The organism is Metabacillus idriensis, from assembly GCF_009674765.1.
In the GTDB taxonomy this organism is placed as follows: domain Bacteria; phylum Bacillota; class Bacilli; order Bacillales; family Bacillaceae; genus Bacillus_P; species Bacillus_P idriensis.
In genome coordinates, this window is record NZ_WKKF01000002.1 from 429,981 (window position 1) to 447,954 (window position 17,974).

Below are 17,974 nucleotides of genomic sequence, written 5' to 3' on the forward strand. Positions count from 1 at the left end.
TTGGGAGCGGGTTTTTTTGTTTTGCAGCGGACCCAGTGTCACTGATGGATCAGTCTAAAATGGACTTTTATCCGTTTTCATGTTTTCACTGCCTGGCTGCTGCCGGTTTACCATCCCTCCGAAAAAGGTATTGAAAAAGATAAGTCAGGCATTTAAATAGCAAAATCAGGCGATAATGATAGAATCAAATACAAAATGTCGAACGAAACATACGAACTATAGTTCGTATTTTTAGTCATTTTTCACTCGTTTATGGTAAAATATGAATACTGATTACATATGAATGGAGGTCCTCCTGTTGAGCGATCGTTTTGATTTAGTCTCGAATTATAAGCCAGAGGGCGACCAGCCTCAGGCTATAAAACAGCTCGTCCAGGGCATTAAAGAAGGAAAGAAGCATCAGACGCTTCTTGGCGCTACAGGTACAGGGAAGACGTTTACCGTTTCAAACGTCATCCAGGAAATAAACAAACCGACGCTGATTATTGCTCATAATAAAACATTGGCGGGACAATTATACAGCGAATTTAAAGAGTTCTTTCCAAACAACGCAGTCGAATACTTCGTCAGCTACTATGATTATTATCAGCCGGAGGCCTATGTGCCGCAGACTGATACATTCATAGAAAAAGACGCAAGCATCAATGATGAAATCGATAAGCTCAGACACTCCGCAACAGCCTCGCTGTTTGAGCGGAAGGACGTCATTATCATCGCGAGTGTATCGTGCATTTACGGCTTGGGGTCGCCTGAAGAATACCGTGACCTGGTCGTTTCTCTCCGCACGGGGATGGAGATTGAACGCAATCAGCTGCTCAGAAAACTTGTTGATGTACAGTATGAAAGAAATGATATTGATTTTAAACGCGGGACCTTCAGAGTGCGCGGAGATGTTGTGGAAATTTTCCCGGCTTCAAGAGACGAGCAGTGCGTCAGAGTTGAATTTTTCGGCGATGAAATCGACCGGATCAGAGAAGTTGATGCATTAACGGGCGAAATCAAAGGAGACCGCGAACATATCTCCATTTTCCCTGCATCCCACTTCGTAACCCGCGAGGAAAAGCTGAAGGTTGCAATAACGAATATCGAGCAGGAGCTTGATGAACGGCTGAAAGAGCTTCATGAGAACGGCAAGCTGCTAGAAGCTCAGCGGCTCGAACAGCGTACCCGCTATGATCTTGAAATGATGCGGGAAATGGGCTTTTGTTCCGGGATTGAAAACTACTCAAGACACCTGACGCTTCGCCCTGCAGGTTCCACTCCTTATACATTGCTTGATTTCTTCCCGGAAGATTTCATGATTGTCGTGGATGAATCCCACGTGACCATTCCTCAGATCAGGGGGATGTTCAATGGCGACCAGGCAAGAAAACAGGTGCTCGTTGACCACGGGTTCCGCCTGCCATCAGCAAAAGACAACCGTCCGCTTCAATTTGACGAGTTTGAAAAACATATCAATAACATCCTGTTTGTATCGGCTACACCAGGCCCATATGAGCTTGATCATACACCTGAAATGGTTCAGCAGATCATCCGCCCGACGGGACTTCTTGATCCGACGATTGATGTAAGGCCGATTCAGGGTCAAATTGATGATCTGATCGGAGAAATTCAGGCAAGAACAGAACGCAATGAGCGTGTACTTATCACAACACTGACGAAGAAAATGTCCGAGGATCTGACTGATTATCTGAAGGATATAGGCATCAAGGTGAACTACCTGCATTCGGAAATCAAAACTTTAGAACGGATTGAAATCATCCGCGAGCTGCGGCTTGGGAAGTATGACGTTCTGGTCGGAATCAACCTTCTAAGAGAAGGTCTCGATATTCCTGAGGTGTCCTTAGTAGCCATTTTGGATGCGGATAAGGAAGGCTTCCTGAGATCTGAGCGATCGCTGATTCAGACGATCGGACGTGCAGCCCGGAATTCAAACGGACACGTTATTATGTATGCCGATAAAGTGACGAAATCAATGGAAATTGCCCTGAACGAAACGAAACGCCGCCGCGAAACGCAGGAGGCTTTTAATAAAAAGCACGGCATTGAGCCAAAAACGATACAGAAAAAAATTCGCGAAACGATTCGCGCTGTTATTGCACCGGAGGATGGGGAAGAATTGGGTGCACAAGTTCCAAAGCTCGGCAAGCTGACGAAGAAAGAGCGCGAAAAGGTTATCGAACAAATGGAAGCAGAGATGAAAGAGGCTGCAAAAGGCTTGAACTTCGAGCGTGCAGCTGAGCTTCGCGATCTGATTCTAGAGCTAAAAGCGGAAGGATGAAACTAGATGGCAATTGATAAAATTATTGTGAAAGGTGCGCGCGCTCACAACTTGAAAAATATAGATGTGACGATTCCGAGGGATAAGCTTGTCGTTCTGACAGGCTTATCAGGTTCGGGGAAATCGTCGCTTGCGTTTGATACGATTTATGCAGAAGGCCAGCGCAGATATGTTGAATCTCTTTCTGCTTATGCCCGTCAGTTCCTGGGGCAAATGGACAAGCCGGATGTCGATTCAATTGAAGGACTTTCACCGGCGATTTCGATTGATCAAAAAACGACGAGCCGCAATCCGCGTTCAACCGTCGGAACCGTAACAGAAATTTATGATTACCTGAGACTTCTATTTGCTCGTGTAGGCAGACCGACCTGCCCGAATCATGACATTGAAATCTCATCGCAGACGATTGAGCAAATGGTTGACCGGATTTTAGAATATCCTGAGCGTACAAAGCTTCAGGTCCTTGCACCGATTGTCTCCGGCCGAAAAGGGACTCATGCCAAGGTTTTTGAAGAGATCAAAAAGCAAGGGTACGTAAGGGTTCGCGTAAACGGCGAGATGATGGAAATCGGTGATGAGATTACCCTTGAGAAAAACAAAAAGCACAGTATTGAGGTAGTAATTGACCGTATCGTCATCAAAGAAGGAATTGCAGCCCGGCTTGCAGATTCGCTTGAAGCTGCACTTGGTCTTGGCGAAGGCAAAGTCATGATTGATGTCATCGGAGAAGAAGAGCTTCTTTTCAGCGAGCATCACGCTTGTCCGCTCTGCGGATTTTCAATCGGCGAGCTGGAACCGAGAATGTTTTCTTTTAACAGTCCGTTTGGCGCATGTAATGAGTGTGACGGCCTTGGAACGAAGCTTGAAGTCGATGTAGACTTAGTACTTCCAAACAAGGATTTATCATTAAAGCAGCATGCGCTGGCCCCGTGGGAACCGACGAGCTCTCAATATTACCCGCAGCTGCTTGAGGCTGTGTGCAATCATTACGGCATCCCGATGGATGTTCCTGTAAAAGAAATCCCATCCCACTTGCTGGACAAGGTTTTATACGGCAGCGGAAACGATGAAATTTACTTCCGCTATGAAAATGACTTCGGTCAGGTGCGTGAAAATTACATTCAGTTTGAAGGCGTCATCCGTAACGTAGAGCGCCGCTATAAAGAAACAAGCTCAGACTACATACGTGAGCAGATGGAAAAATATATGGCTCAGCAGGCATGCCCTAAGTGTAAAGGGCATCGTTTAAAAAAAGAAAGCCTGTCTGTGCTTGTTGATGGCAATCACATTGGAAATGTCACTTCTTTATCTGTTCATGAAGCCATCGATTTCTTTGAAAAGGTCAACTTGACAGAAAAAGAAATGCAGATTGCAAGATTGATTTTAAGAGAGCTTGAAGAAAGACTCGGCTTTTTAAACAATGTCGGTCTTGATTACCTGTCTTTAAGCCGTGCTGCAGGAACACTTTCAGGCGGAGAAGCACAGCGGATCAGGCTTGCGACTCAGATTGGTTCTAGATTAACAGGTGTTCTTTATATTCTTGACGAGCCTTCAATCGGACTTCATCAGCGTGACAATGACAGGCTCATCCAGACGCTTCAAAGCATGAGGGATATCGGCAACACCCTTATCGTTGTTGAGCATGATGAAGACACAATGCTTGCTGCCGACTATTTAATAGATATCGGTCCTGGAGCAGGCGTTCATGGAGGAGAGATTATCTCTGAAGGAACACCTGAATACGTAATGAATGATAAGAATTCCTTAACCGGCCAATACTTATCGGGCAAAAAATTCATTCCGCTGCCAGTTGAACGCCGGAAGCCGGACGGCCGTTTCATTGAGATAAAAGGCGCAAGCGAAAATAACCTGAAAAACGTTTCAACGAAGTTTCCGCTTGGCACGTTTGTAGCCGTTACTGGTGTATCGGGGTCTGGCAAGAGTACGCTTGTAAATGAAATTCTTCATAAGTCACTTGCTCAAAAGCTGAACAAAGCAAAAACGAAGCCTGGGGAGCATAAAGAAATCAAAGGAACAGAAGAGCTTGATAAGGTCATCGATATCGATCAATCGCCGATTGGCCGGACTCCCCGCTCTAACCCGGCAACCTATACAGGTGTTTTTGATGACATCCGCGACGTTTTTGCCACAACAAACGAAGCGAAGGTGCGCGGCTACAAGAAAGGCCGCTTCAGTTTTAATGTAAAAGGCGGCCGCTGTGAGGCATGCCGGGGAGACGGAATCATCAAGATTGAAATGCATTTCCTTCCTGATGTTTATGTACCATGCGAAGTGTGCCATGGAAAGCGGTATAACCGCGAAACACTGGAAGTGAAATACAAAAACAAAAACATTGCTGACATTTTAGAAATGACAGTTGAAGATGCAGTCACATTTTTCGAGAACATTCCTAAAATCAGACGGAAGCTCCAAACCATTTATGATGTTGGACTCGGCTACATTACACTAGGTCAGCCTGCAACAACCCTGTCGGGAGGAGAAGCGCAGCGTGTGAAGCTTGCTTCTGAGCTGCATCGCCGTTCAACAGGACGTTCGCTGTACATTCTGGATGAACCGACAACAGGTTTGCATGTGGACGACATTGCAAGACTTCTGAAAGTCCTTCAGCGGCTCGTCGAAAATGGAGATACTGTCTTAGTGATTGAGCATAACCTTGATGTCATTAAAGCGGCAGATTATCTGATCGATCTTGGACCGGAAGGCGGAGATCACGGCGGACAAATCGTCGCAACGGGAACTCCGGAACAGGTTGCTAAAGTAGAAGGGTCTTACACAGGCAAGTATTTGAAGCCGATCCTGACAAGAGACCGCGACCGGATGAAAAAGGCAATAAAAGAAAAAGAAGCGGTGGCCAAAGCTTAAATAAGAGGGGCTGTCCATAAAGTCATTTTTTACTGACTTATTGGACAGCCCCTTCTTTTGGGACCTTGCCCAATCAAAAGTTGTAGCACTACTGGGACTGACGCCATTTTTTAAGCTATGAATCGTTAAAAGTGGCAGCACTAAGAAGACTGACGCCATTTAAAAGCTATGAATGGTTTAAAAGTGGCAGCACTAAGAAGACTGACGCCATTTAAAAGCTATGAATGGTTTAAAAGTGGCAGCACTAAGGAGAATGAGGCCATTTTTTAAGCTTTGAATCGTTAAAAGTGGTAGCACTAAGGAGAATGCCGCCAGTTTTTAAGCTTTGAATCGTTAATAGTGGTAGCACTAAAGAGAATGCCGCCAGTTTTTAAGCTTTGAATCGTTAATAGTTGTAGCACTAAGGAGAATGCCGCCAGTTTTTAAGCTATGAACCGTTAAAAGTGGCAGCACTAAAGAGAATGCCGCCAGTTTTTAAGCTTTGAATCGTTAATAGTGGTAGCACTAAAGAGAATGCCGCCAGCTTTTAAGTTTTAAACCATAAATAATGGCAGCAATAAGGAAAGCTGACTCCGCACAAAAATTTAATGAAACTTATCACTGCTTCAATCGTATAGTAATTATAAGGAGTTGAAAATCAAATGAAAACAGATAAATTACTCTCATCCCTATGCTATTTCAGTATTTTTTTCGCGCCGTTTTTGTTTCCGATTATCGTCTACTTTATTTCAGATGAACGAGAAGTGAAGCAGCATGCGAAAAAATCATTGCTGTCACATATTATTCCAATCGTGACGATTATTGCACCATTCTTCATGATCTTGTTTGCAGGTATGTTCAGTTCCCCGGAGGTTTTTGCAGTGGGAGTTGTGATTTTTGGATTTATCCTGATTGGCATCGTGAATCTTGTTGTATTTATTTATAACATTGTACAGGGGATTAAAATTTTAAAAACGGTTTAATAACAAAGGCTTTGGGTTCTTGCTCAGGGGCTTTTCTTTTCAAATACATATTCAGGGGGATGGGAAACGTGAAGGATCAAAGAAAGCGCATTTTGGATTTAGTTGAACAGGGAAAACTGTCGGCAAGTGAAGCACTGACTCTCATTGAAAAGCTGGAAGAGGAATATAGTCATAAAGAAAATGAAATGTTGACATCTTTATCTTCAGATAGTTTCTCAAAGGATCCTTTTGTAGAAAAAGAGAAAACCGCCGGGTCCTCTCTTTCTTCAAAGCTTGTGACCTTTATTGATACAGCAGTCAAGAAGGTAAAGGAGCTTGATCTCGATTTAAATTTTGGCGGTGCTCTTAATGTTCAGCACATCTATCAGTTCAAGGATGCTGATATCCGTGATTTTGATATCCAATTAATCCACGGCAGTGTAAATCTGCAATCCTGGACTCAAAGTGATGTTCGGGTCGAGTGTGATGCAAAAGTTTACCGGGCAGAGAATCAGGAGCTTGCGAGAGAAACCTTTATGCAGAATGTTGATTGTTCAGTGGACGGTTCAAAGTTCCGTTTTTACACGGAAAAGAAAACAGTAAAAATCAACATGACCCTGTATGTGCCGGAAGAGCAGTATGAGCTTGTTAAAATTAAGCTGTTTAGCGGCCCAATCAGAGGGGAAGATTTAAATGTAAGGGATTTTAATGCGAAAACGGCAAATGGTGTCATTTCTGTCCTGAATTTTAAGGGTGAAAAAATAGAGGCCGAAACGGCAAATGGTCAAATCCGCCTGACAAATGTTGAGGCGGCACATACTGAAGCAGAAACAATCAACGGTCTTATCCACTTAAACGGAAAGAGTGAGAGAATCGATGTTCAGAGCTTTAATGGAAATATCATCGTTAAGCTTGAAGACGAAAGATGCCACACTCTATATGCGAAAACGGCTACTGGAAACGTGGACGTGTATGTTCCGGAAAACGTAAAAATAAATGGTGAATTGAAATCAAATTTAGGTTCAGTAGCTGCTGATTTAAAGGACCTTGAAGTGCTTTTTGAAAAGAATGAAACCGTTCAAAAGGAGCTTAGGTTCAAATCGATTGCAGCGTCTGAACAAACGATGTCTGTTTTTGCAGATTCTAAAACAGGCTCTATTCTATTAAAAGAGAGGTAATCCAAATGAAAAAGAAATTATATCGATCCAAATCAAAAAAAATGATTGGCGGGGTCATCGGAGGCTTGGCTGATTACTTGAATATGGACGTGACCTTGCTTCGGATTCTATTTGTGATTCTATTGCTCACGACTGCCTTTTTCCCATTCGGTCTCATCTACTTAGTGATGATCTTCCTGGTGCCGAATGAGGGGGATGTCATTAAGCATGATTAGATGGGCCATCAGTATTTTGGTCAATGCCCTTATACTGATTGTCGTATCAGGGTACTTTGATTCTTTCCACATCAGCGGCGTAGGAGCCGCCATTCTTGCAAGTTTGCTTATTTCTGTTTTAAATGTTCTGGTGAAGCCATTCCTTATCCTGCTTACACTGCCTGTTACAGTGGTAACGCTTGGGCTTTTCCTGTTTGTCATCAATGCGATTACACTGATGATTGCACAGGGGATTATGGGAGATTCCTTTAACATTGATGGTTTTGGCACAGCCATCTTAGCTTCGATTGTTATTTCGCTGCTGCACTTGCTGATTCAAAAAGGCGTCGTTGAGCCGCTTAGAGAAAGTAAAAAGAAATAGACAAAAGGCGGGATCCCAGGGATTCCGCCTTTTTGATGCAAGAAATTATATTGTTTTCAGCATCTATGTCCAGCTCCTAAAATTCTCTTTCCTGCTGAACATCCTTCTTCAGCAAATCACGAATTTCCGTGAGCAGCTTCTCTTCATTTGTTAAGGTTGGGACAGGCTTTTGCTCATCTTTTCTTTTAAATCGTTCAAAGAATCGAATGAATAAAAACACAGAAAAAGCAATAATGAAGAAATCAAGAACGGTCTGCAGAAATGCTCCGTATTTTATAATGGCATCACCGAATGGGTATTGCAATTTTGAAAAATCGACTCCCCCAAGCAGGACGCCAAACAGCGGCATGACAATGTCATTCACAAGAGAAGTGACAATTTTGCCGAACGCTGTACCGATGATAACCCCGACTGCTAGATCAATCACGTTGCCCTTGATGGCGAACTTTTTAAATTCCTTCAGCATATGTACGTCTCCTTGTTTTGGTTTCCATATCTAGTATAGACCAATGATGATAAATGTAAATCGGTAACATAAGGACACGCTAGGGTGGGTACGCTAAAAATGGGTGAAAGTTATGAGAAAAACTTGGTTTGCGGCAGTAGTGCTGCTGATTTGTTTAACTGCATCTCCTGCGTACGCGAAATTTTCATTTGAAGAAGGCGACGCGACGATTGTGTGGCTTACAGATACTCAATATTACGCGAAAACCTATCCGGAAATCATGATTAAACAAATACAGTGGATTATTGAAAATCGGGATAAATACAACATTCGATATGTTTTTCATACAGGCGATCTTGTCGATCAGCCGAATGATGATGTGCAATGGGAGAGGACAGATCAAATTCTAAAAATGCTTGATATGACAAGAATTCCATATGGCGTATTGGCGGGGAACCATGATTTGGTTCATACGGAACAGCCCTATAAAGTTTTCACGGATCATTTCGGCTATCACCGGTTTATCCGGCAGCCTTTTTATGGAGGTTCTTTTGAAAATAACCGCGGACATTATGATCTTCTGACAATCCACAACCAGCCGTACATTATGATTTATATGGGATGGGATGTGAACCGGAGCGGTCTCAGGTGGATGAACAAGGTTTTGAAGGAATACCGTCATCACACGGCCATTCTCGCTTTTCATGATTATTTGAACTATAAAGATGAGAGAAGTCCTGCAGGAGAGGAGCTGTATAACAAAGTTGTTTTAAAAAATCCAAATGTGAAAATGGTCTTATCCGGCCATTATTACGGAACAGGTTTTTTGGAGAGCAGAATTTCAGAAGATCAAAGAGTTTTTCAAATGCTTGCGAATTATCAGGCTGAAAAGCACGGTGGCAATGGCTTCATGCGTCTTCTGTTTTTCAAGGAAAACCTAACTGGAATTCAGGTCGATACTTACTCTCCTTACTTGAATAAATTCCGATCTAAGAAGCACCTGCCAAAAGAGAGATTTCTTTTGAAATTAAAAGAGTAGAGACAGATGACTGCCTCTACTCTTTTATTCGTACAAAACAATAACATTATATCCCTTATTTTTTAATTCATTGGCAAGGGCAACGGCATTTTCTTTTTTCGAGAAAGCACCGACTTGTACTTTGTACACCTTTCCTGGTAAGGATGGAGCGGATGGGGCATTATTTTTCAAATTGAAAAAGGATGCAAGTGCTTCAGTAATCGCCTCTGCACATATTTTGCGGTAAGCTGCTGATTTTAAAGCCTGGGCTTCTTCTTGATTGGTCATAAATCCGCATTCAATTAAAATAGCGATCATTTTTGCTTCCCGCAGCACATGGAAGTTGGCAAGCTTAACACCGCGGTCATTCCGTTTTGTTTTTTCTATCAGCTTCTTCTGAACCGCTCCGGCAAGTGCAATGGCTTGTTGAGGTTTTGAATCATGAACATACGTCTCGATTCCCTTTGCATCATTCCATGCTGTGCCGTTTCCAAAGGCGTTGGCATGAATCGAGATGAATACATCTGCCTTTGCAGCATTGGCCTTATCGGTTCTCTCTTTCAGCGGGACATCACGTGTGTCAGAGTGAGTAAAAAGGATAGTGACATTTTCATACCCGGCCAGAAGGTCCCTCATTTCATTGGCAACAGCACGATTAAATTCATATTCTTTCATACCGTCTACGGTTCTCTTTCCGGATGTTGAATAGCCATGTCCGGCGTCAATTGCAATCTTCACGTACAGTCCTCCTCGGATTAAATGGTCTTTACCCTATTAATATATTGCCTCATGTGCGATAGAGTAGCGGTGATTGTCCTATGTTTTTTTGAAAACAGAGAAGAAAGTTTAAATGGCTGGGAAAGGATTCCCCGTTTCCGTTTAATAGGTAAAAGTGCTAAAATAAGAGAGGATTTTATACGAAAAGCGGAACCGACTGTTCAGACCCGAAAGACAGATAAGGATCAGCCAGAAAAGGCGCTTTTTGCCTTTGCTGGATGAGCCGTTCTGGCCGAGGAGTTGGGCGGTGGAGCTAGACACCGCAGAAAACCGAAAGCGCTTAGTTAGAAGATGGAGCAAACATCTCGCAAAAATATCTACTTTTTTTTAGCTTGATAAAGGAGGAGCAGAAAAATGGCAAAAGTCCGCACAAAAGATTTAATCGAAAAATTCCATTTAGAGCTGATCAGCGGTGAAGAAGGAATTAATCGTCCCATCACTACAAGTGATTTGTCCCGCCCAGGACTTGAAATGGCAGGCTTTTTTACATATTACCCGAAAGAACGAGTGCAAATACTCGGCAAAACAGAGCTGACGTTTTTTCAAAAGCTGACAGATGAGGAAAAGAAAAACCGGATGGATCAGCTTTGTACAGATTCGACTCCGGCTATTATTGTTTCCCGCGAAATGGAGATCCCGCAGGAATTAACGGATGCATCTGAGGAAAAATCAGTTCCTCTTCTGCGTTCGCCTTTAAAAACAACCCGTCTATCCAGTCATCTGACGAACTTTTTAGAAGGAAAGCTTGCTCCTACTACTGCTGTTCACGGCGTATTAGTAGACGTTTATGGTGTAGGTGTGCTGATTGTCGGAAAAAGCGGAGTCGGTAAAAGTGAAACGGCTCTTGAGCTTGTCAAGCGCGGCCATCGTTTAGTAGCAGATGACTGTGTGGAGATCCGCCAGGAGGATCAAGATACTTTGATCGGAAATGCACCAGACTTAATTGAGCATCTTCTTGAGATCCGCGGTCTTGGGATCATCAATGTGATGACGTTATTTGGAGCAGGCGCGGTCCGCAGCTATAAACGGATTACCCTCATTATCGATCTTGAAATCTGGGATCCTAAGAAGCAATATGACAGATTGGGTCTTGATGAAGAGAAAATGAAAATCATCGACACAGATGTCCCTAAATTAACCGTGCCGGTCCGTCCTGGACGAAATTTAGCGGTTATCATTGAAGTAGCAGCGATGAACTTCAGATTAAAACGCATGGGTCTGAATGCAGCTGAGCAGTTTACGAATAAATTAACCGATGTCATAACTGATACTGAGCATGACGACGCATAAACATCTATAGGGGGAGAGTAGACAATGGAGGAGAATTTTACGCCGATCGATCCAATCTTTATTGAACTTGGACCGATACAGGTTCACTGGTACGGGCTGATCATCGGGATAGGTGCTCTGCTTGGACTGTGGCTTGCAGTCCGTGAAAGCGAGCGGAGAGGTCTTCATAAAGATACGTTCGTCGATTTAGTACTGTTTGCGATTCCAATCGCGATTATTTGTGCGCGTATTTACTATGTGATTTTTCAGTGGGATTATTACTCTCAAAACCCGGGAGACATCGTAAAGATCTGGAACGGGGGCCTTGCGATTCATGGCGGATTAATCGGGGCATTTGTGACAGGCTATATTTTTGCGAAGGTAAAAGGGATCTCGTTTTGGAAGCTTGCTGATATTGGGGCGCCGAGCATCATCTTAGGGCAGGCAATCGGCCGCTGGGGAAACTTTATTAATCAAGAAGCCCATGGCGGCGAGGTAACACGTCAATTTCTTGAAGGGCTGTACTTGCCTGAGTTTATCATCAATCAAATGTATATTGACGGTGTTTATTATCACCCGACTTTTTTATATGAATCTTTGTGGAGTCTTGTTGGGTTTGTGGGACTTATGCTTCTCAGAAAAGCCAATTTGCGCCGCGGAGAGCTATTCCTTACCTATATCATCTGGTACTCAATCGGCCGCTATTTCATTGAAGGAATGCGTACGGACAGCCTGATGCTGACGGAATCTCTGCGTGTTGCACAAGTTATTTCTCTAGTATTAATAGCGATTGCTGTTGCTGTATTGATTTTGAGGAGAGTCAAAGGTTATTCAAAAGAAAGATACTTAGAATCAGCCGAATAAGGGGATGTTTCTGATTAATAGCTTAAAAAAAGGACTTCAGGCAGGGCTTCAGACAACTTGGACTTTAGGCAAGGTTATTTTTCCGGTTACGCTGATTGTCAGTCTTCTTCAGCACACACCGGTTCTTCCGTGGCTGATCAAGCTTATTCAGCCGGTTATGGGCATTTTTGGGTTATCAGGGGAAGCGGCTATTCCGCTTGTTCTTGGGAACATGCTTAATTTATATGCGGGTATTGCTGCAATCCTGACGCTTGATCTATCTGTTAAGGAAGTATTTATATTAGCTGTTATGCTATCTTTCTCACATAACTTGATTATTGAATCAACCGTTGCTGCAAAGGTGGGAATCAAGATATGGGTTATTCTCGCCGTTAGGATTGGGCTTGCCGTCAGCTCTGCTATTATGATCAATTTATTATGGCAGGGCGGACAGGAAACGGCACAGTATGGGTTTATTCCAAAGGATGCAGCTGATCCGGCCGGGTACGTTGAGATTGGTTTAAGTGCTGTTCAGAAAGCCGGCCTCGGGATTGTGCAGCTCGCCTTAATTGTGATTCCGCTGATGATCATTATCCAAGTGCTTAAAGATAAAGGATTTTTAACCGTTTTTTCTAGATGGATAGCACCTTTTACAAGGATGCTCGGGATGAAAGAAAACACCTCCATGACAATGGTAGCTGGTTTAACGATAGGCCTTGCATACGGAGCTGGAGTCATGATTCAGGCAGTCGAAGAAGACGGCGTCAGCTATAAAGATTTAACGCTCGCCTTTATTTTTCTCGTCTCCTGTCATGCTGTGGTGGAGGATACCCTGATTTTCGTGCCGCTTGGCATTCCGGTTCTGCCTCTGTTATTGATCCGGATTGTAACAGCGGTCGTTCTGACAATGGCAGTTGGCGCGATTTGGAGCCGATTTGAACATACAAGCAGAAAGGAAGCAACTTATGAGAATTAACACCGTATTGTTTGATTTGGATGGAACATTAATAAATACAAACGATTTGATCATAGAATCATTCCTGCATACACTGAATCTCTATTATCCGAATCAATATGGACGCGAGGATGTCCTCCCGTTTCTCGGACCTACCCTTCATGAAACGTTTGTGAAGATGGATCCGATCCGTGTTGATGAAATGATCAGCACCTACCGGAAGTTCAATCATGATCAGCACGATCAATTGGTTACACAGTTTGAAACAGTCTTTGAAACGGTTCAGACCCTGCACGAAAAGGGCTATAAGCTTGGCATTGTCACAACTAAAATACGGGATACCGTCAATATGGGTCTTAAGCTTACTGGTCTTGGCCAGTTTTTCGAAACGGTCGTCACCCTTGATGATGTAAAGAATGCAAAGCCCCATCCAGAGCCGGTCTTGCTTGCTTTAGAAAAACTGAACAGTTCTCCGGATGAAGCCATTATGGTCGGCGATAACCACCATGATATTGATTCAGGTAAGGCAGCAGGCACCAAAACGGCCGGCGTTGCTTGGACAATAAAAGGTGTCGAGTATTTGGAAGGGTTTAAGCCTGACTATATGCTGAACAAAATGAGTGATTTACTGAACGTGCTCGGAGACGAATAAGCGTGAGAAAAACGACGAGATACCCCGTTGAAGGCCCTAATTCGCTTTGGCATGTTTACAAAACCGTTCCATTTTGGAAGGTCGTCCGCAACTTCATTGTCATTCAGCTAGCCCGCTACACTCCGTTTCTTTCGATGAAAAATTGGATGTACCGGAATTTTCTCGGAATGAAGGTGGGGGAGCATACTTCCTTCGCTCTGATGGTCATGCTGGATGTGATGTTTCCTGAAAAAATCAAAGTTGGACGGAATACGGTGATCGGCTACAACACAACGCTTCTTGCGCATGAATATTTGATTCGCGAGTACAGACTTGGCGACATCGTCATCGGCGATGAAGTCATGATCGGAGCCAATTCCACTGTTCTGCCGGGCATTGAAATCGGAGACGGAGCCATCGTTTCAGCGGGAACGCTCGTCCATAAAGATGTTCCTGCGGGAGCGTTTGTGGGGGGGAATCCGATGAGGTTTATATTTACAAAGGAACAGATGGATTTGCGTGATGCAAAAGACACCAGCTTATAAGCTGGTGTCTTTTTTTTGTTTTGTTTTGTAAGTTAGATTGCACGCAGCGGGAACTTTGTTGGGCATTTCGGAAAGAGCAGTTTGGTGGTTCATTTATGATTTCACACGAAAAGACCTTTTTGTTTCGAGCATGATAATTCGTTGACCTTATTCTCAAAAAACACATTCCAATTCACAAAAACATGCTGCCAACTCGCAAAGTTTCTGTTTTAACTCGCGGATAATCTATTCTAACTCTCCGAAACCGCCTTCTAACTCGCCGGCAAGCATTTACACCGTAGTGTTTATTAAAAACGCATAAAAAAAGACCGGCCAACTACTGCTTGGCCGGTTTTCTATGTTAATTGGGGGAAATAATACTTCTTATTTACCCGCTTTTCGACGCAATAAACCTAATCAAACGTTTGTTTAAAAATATCTTATTAGAGGAAATTCGTTAAATAAAGAGAATGATAAGGAATATTCATACTTGCGAACCTATCTTTATTTTGGTAGCATGTTACTATATTAGCGAACTAAAGGATTCGGAACTTTTTGTGAAAGAGGTGCAAGTCAGCATGTTTATGTTTGAAAAACCTCTCGGGATGAGAGATACATTGCCATTATTGTATGAAACGAAAAAACAGCTTCGTCAAAAGATGACGGGTGCGATAGAGAAATGGGGCTTTCAATTTATTGAAACGCCGACGCTTGAATTTTACGATACGGTAGGTGTTCAATCAGCCATTCTGGAAGGCCAGCTTTTTAAGCTTCTGGATCAGGAGGGGCATACCTTGGTTCTTAGACCGGATATGACAGCGCCAATTGCAAGGGTGGCGGCATCCAGGTTTTATCAGGAAAATTATCCGCTCAGACTTGCGTATGATGCGAATGTTTTCCGTGCGCAGCAGCGTGAAGGCGGTCGTCCTGCTGAGTTTGAACAAATTGGGACTGAGCTGATCGGTGATGCAACTACTAGCGGAGATGCAGAAGTAATTGCCCTTATGATTGCCGTTCTAAAAGAAGCGGGTCTTCAGGATTTTAAGGTCGCAATCGGTCATATTGGATTTGCCGATGCTTTGTTCAAAGAGATTCTCGGAAATCAGGAGCGCGCCGATGTTTTGAGAAGATACTTATATGAAAAGAATTATGTCGGCTATCGCGAGCATGTGAAGTCGCTGCCGCTGTCGTCTATTGATAAAGGAAGATTGCTTCAGCTTCTGCAGCTGAGAGGCGGAGAAGAACAGCTATCGATTGCAGCAGACCTTGTTTCAAGCAGGGAAGGAAAAGAGGCTGCAGCAGAACTTGGCAAGCTTTGGTCACATCTTGAGGATTTCGGCGTGCTGGAATCCGTAAAGCTTGATTTAAATCTTGTCAGTCATATGAGCTATTACACAGGCGTTTTATTTGAGGTTTATGCAGGGAATGTCGGCTTTTCGCTTGGAAACGGCGGAAGGTATAATCAGCTGTTTGAGCGATTTAATACACCTGCAGCGGCTACTGGCTTTGGAATCCGCCTGGACAGGCTGATTGAGTCTCTTGGAGAACAGGAAGAAACGCCTGATATTCACTGTGTTCTTTACAGTCAGGAAAGAAGAACAGAGGCTCTAAAGTGCACGGCTCTGCTTCGCGGACAGGGAAAAAGAGTGATTTTGCAGGATATATCCGGTGTAAATGATGTAGATGCCTATACAAAACAGTTTGCAGATGTGGCTTATTTTATTGGTTCGAGAAAGGAAGAGCAGGATGGGTAATATGCTTACAATCGCGATGCCGAAAGGAAGAATTTTTGATGAAGCAGCTAACTTGCTCAGAAAAGCAGGCTATAAGCTGCCGCCTGAATTTGATGAGTCAAGAAAGCTTATTTTAGAAGTGCCGGCTGAAAACATGCGCTTTATTTTAGCGAAGCCCATGGATGTTACAACCTATGTTGAACACGGAGTTGCGGACATAGGCATTGCCGGCAAAGATGTCATGCTAGAGGAAGAGCGTGACGTTTATGAGGTGCTGGATTTGAAAATCAGCGCCTGCTACTTGGCTGTTGCGGGTTTGCCAAATACGGGAACAACTGATGTTGCCCCAAAGGTTGCAACAAAGTATCCGGGTGTTGCGTCTTCATATTTCCGGGAGCAGGGGGAACAAGTGGAAATCATTAAGCTGAACGGTTCAATCGAGCTTGCTCCTTTAATTGGCCTTGCTGACCGCATTGTCGATATTGTCTCAACGGGAAGAACGTTAAAAGAAAACGGCCTGGTTGAACTCGAAAAAATCTGCAGCATCACATCAAGACTCATTGTAAATCCTGTCAGCTACCGAATGAAAGACGCACAAATTGATGAACTGGTCAGCCGATTATCAGAAGTTGTGGAGGGAGAAGCAGAATGAGGATTGAGAGACTTTCAGGAAATTTTGCCTCTCTAAAGCGTTCCATTGACTCTGGTACAGAAACACAGAGAGAGGCTGCTAAAAACATAATTGCAGATGTTAAGCAAAAAGGGGATGCCGCTCTTTTCGCCTACGCGGAAAAATTTGATTCTGTCCGTTTATCAAGTCTTAAAGTGACAGAAGCGGAAGTTGAGGCAGCTTATCAGGAGCTTGATCAGGAATTAGTTGAGGTTATCAGGGAAGCCGCTGAAAATATCCGTTTTTTCCATGAAAAGCAAAAGCGCGAGTCCTGGATTACATATAAAGAGGACGGAACAATGCTTGGACAGAAGATCACACCTCTGGATGCTGTTGGGGTATATGTACCTGGAGGCACTGCCGCTTATCCTTCTTCCGTTTTAATGAATGTCATTCCTGCACAAACGGCAGGGGTAAAACGGATTGTTCTGATTTCTCCCCCGAACAGGGAAGGTGCACTGCCGACAGGTGTGCTTGTAGCGGCAAAAGAGCTTGGTATAGAAGAAATCTATAAATCAGGCGGTGCCCAGGCAGTAGCTGCCCTTGCATATGGAACAGAGACGATCAAACCGGTTGATAAAATTGTTGGTCCCGGGAATATCTATGTTGCTCTTGCAAAGCGGGAAGTATTTGGGGATGTGGATATAGATATGATTGCCGGTCCAAGTGAAATTGTTGTATTAGCTGATCAGACGGCGAAAGCGAACGAAGTGGCAGCCGATCTGCTTTCACAGGCTGAGCATGATGTTCTAGCTTCAAGTGTTCTTGTAACGGATTCTATGGAGCTTGCAGAAGCCGTATCAGCAGAAGTCACCCGTCAGCTTGAAACTCTTCCGAGAAAAGAGATAGCGGGTCCATCAATTGATCAATACGGATTTATTTATGTGGCCGAATCATTGGATGAAGCGATTAACGCCGTAAATGAGCTCGCACCCGAGCATCTTGAGGTGTTAACAGAGAATCCGATGGAGCTTCTGAACAGCATTAGGCACGCAGGCGCTATTTTCCTCGGAAGATACAGCTCAGAGCCTGTCGGAGACTATTTTGCAGGACCAAATCATGTGCTGCCTACAAATGGCACAGCCCGTTTTTCAAGTCCGCTGAACGTCGATGATTTTGTGAAAAAATCCAGCATCATTTCATACAGCGAAAAAGCGTTTCAGAATTCAGCCCATAAGATTGCAGCATTTGCCCGTTTAGAAGGCTTAGAAGCACATGCACGCGCCATTGAAGAGCGCTTAAAATAGGAG

17 protein-coding genes are annotated in these 17,974 nt (G+C 43.7%); 15 read left to right on the forward strand and 2 right to left on the reverse strand.

Annotation, left to right across the window (positions count from 1 at the left end):
• Window positions 1-298 precede the first annotated feature (298 nt).
• The 6 genes from uvrB (at window position 299) to GJU41_RS10380 (ending at window position 7,859) form a co-directional block, all read left to right on the forward strand.
• Window positions 299-2,281 carry an excinuclease ABC subunit UvrB gene (gene uvrB / locus GJU41_RS10355; RefSeq protein ID WP_154318556.1) on the forward strand — a complete coding sequence of 661 codons (1,983 nt, stop codon included), beginning with the start codon at window positions 299-301 and terminating at the stop codon, window positions 2,279-2,281.
• 6 nt (window positions 2,282-2,287) lie between these two features.
• The gene (gene uvrA / locus GJU41_RS10360) at window positions 2,288-5,164 is read left to right on the forward strand and encodes an excinuclease ABC subunit UvrA (RefSeq protein ID WP_154318557.1); all 2,877 of its coding nucleotides are present in this window, start codon (window positions 2,288-2,290) and stop codon (window positions 5,162-5,164) included.
• A 641-nt stretch (window positions 5,165-5,805) separates the two neighbouring features.
• On the forward strand, window positions 5,806-6,126 hold the full coding sequence (locus GJU41_RS10365; RefSeq protein WP_154318558.1) for a magnetosome magnetite crystal formation protein family: 321 nt from the start codon (window positions 5,806-5,808) through the stop codon (window positions 6,124-6,126).
• 68 nt (window positions 6,127-6,194) lie between these two features.
• Complete coding sequence (locus tag GJU41_RS10370; protein ID WP_170292767.1) at window positions 6,195-7,283, forward strand: DUF4097 family beta strand repeat-containing protein; 1,089 nt, start codon at window positions 6,195-6,197, stop codon at window positions 7,281-7,283.
• 5 nt (window positions 7,284-7,288) lie between these two features.
• The gene (locus GJU41_RS10375) at window positions 7,289-7,498 is read left to right on the forward strand and encodes a PspC domain-containing protein (RefSeq protein ID WP_070876458.1); all 210 of its coding nucleotides are present in this window, start codon (window positions 7,289-7,291) and stop codon (window positions 7,496-7,498) included.
• Window positions 7,491-7,859 carry a phage holin family protein gene (locus GJU41_RS10380; RefSeq protein WP_070876457.1) on the forward strand — a complete coding sequence of 123 codons (369 nt, stop codon included), beginning with the start codon at window positions 7,491-7,493 and terminating at the stop codon, window positions 7,857-7,859. Before GJU41_RS10375 ends, GJU41_RS10380 begins: the two co-directional genes overlap by 8 nt.
• A gap of 76 nt (window positions 7,860-7,935) precedes the next feature.
• Here the strand turns inward: GJU41_RS10380 and mscL are convergent, their stop codons facing one another.
• Window positions 7,936-8,325, reverse strand: a complete 390-nt coding sequence (gene mscL / locus GJU41_RS10385; RefSeq protein ID WP_070876456.1) for a large conductance mechanosensitive channel protein MscL — start codon at window positions 8,323-8,325, stop codon at window positions 7,936-7,938.
• Between the two features lie 112 nt (window positions 8,326-8,437).
• Between mscL and GJU41_RS10390 the strand changes: the two genes are divergently transcribed.
• On the forward strand, window positions 8,438-9,343 hold the full coding sequence (locus tag GJU41_RS10390; protein WP_154318560.1) for a metallophosphoesterase: 906 nt from the start codon (window positions 8,438-8,440) through the stop codon (window positions 9,341-9,343).
• 24 nt (window positions 9,344-9,367) lie between these two features.
• Here GJU41_RS10390 and GJU41_RS10395 read toward each other — a convergent pair whose 3' ends face one another.
• Complete coding sequence (locus GJU41_RS10395; RefSeq protein ID WP_170292768.1) at window positions 9,368-10,060, reverse strand: N-acetylmuramoyl-L-alanine amidase; 693 nt, start codon at window positions 10,058-10,060, stop codon at window positions 9,368-9,370.
• A gap of 393 nt (window positions 10,061-10,453) precedes the next feature.
• On the opposite strand from GJU41_RS10395, the gene hprK reads away from it, so the two are divergent.
• The 8 genes from hprK to hisD all read left to right on the forward strand — a co-directional run bounded on the left by hprK (window position 10,454) and on the right by hisD (window position 17,971).
• Window positions 10,454-11,389 carry an HPr(Ser) kinase/phosphatase gene (gene hprK, locus GJU41_RS10400; protein ID WP_070876453.1) on the forward strand — a complete coding sequence of 312 codons (936 nt, stop codon included), beginning with the start codon at window positions 10,454-10,456 and terminating at the stop codon, window positions 11,387-11,389.
• A 24-nt stretch (window positions 11,390-11,413) separates the two neighbouring features.
• Window positions 11,414-12,232, forward strand: a complete 819-nt coding sequence (gene lgt / locus GJU41_RS10405) for a prolipoprotein diacylglyceryl transferase (RefSeq protein WP_070876452.1) — start codon at window positions 11,414-11,416, stop codon at window positions 12,230-12,232.
• A gap of 4 nt (window positions 12,233-12,236) precedes the next feature.
• Window positions 12,237-13,187: a nucleoside recognition domain-containing protein gene (locus GJU41_RS10410; RefSeq protein WP_154318561.1), complete on the forward strand. Its 951-nt coding sequence runs from the start codon at window positions 12,237-12,239 to the stop codon at window positions 13,185-13,187.
• The gene (ppaX, locus tag GJU41_RS10415) at window positions 13,177-13,818 is read left to right on the forward strand and encodes a pyrophosphatase PpaX (protein ID WP_070876450.1); all 642 of its coding nucleotides are present in this window, start codon (window positions 13,177-13,179) and stop codon (window positions 13,816-13,818) included. The genes GJU41_RS10410 and ppaX overlap by 11 nt, the downstream gene beginning before the upstream one ends.
• Window positions 13,819-13,820: 2 nt before the next feature.
• A complete protein-coding gene (locus tag GJU41_RS10420; protein WP_170292769.1) occupies window positions 13,821-14,342 on the forward strand; it encodes an acyltransferase in 522 nt (173 codons plus the stop codon).
• Between the two features lie 557 nt (window positions 14,343-14,899).
• Complete coding sequence (locus GJU41_RS10425; protein WP_154318562.1) at window positions 14,900-16,075, forward strand: ATP phosphoribosyltransferase regulatory subunit; 1,176 nt, start codon at window positions 14,900-14,902, stop codon at window positions 16,073-16,075.
• On the forward strand, window positions 16,068-16,706 hold the full coding sequence (gene hisG, locus GJU41_RS10430) for an ATP phosphoribosyltransferase (protein WP_070876447.1): 639 nt from the start codon (window positions 16,068-16,070) through the stop codon (window positions 16,704-16,706). The genes GJU41_RS10425 and hisG overlap by 8 nt, the downstream gene beginning before the upstream one ends.
• Entirely contained in the window at window positions 16,703-17,971 is a 1,269-nt protein-coding gene (hisD, locus tag GJU41_RS10435; protein ID WP_154318563.1) for a histidinol dehydrogenase, read from the forward strand. The genes hisG and hisD overlap by 4 nt, the downstream gene beginning before the upstream one ends.
• The last annotated feature ends 3 nt before the right edge of the window (window positions 17,972-17,974 follow it).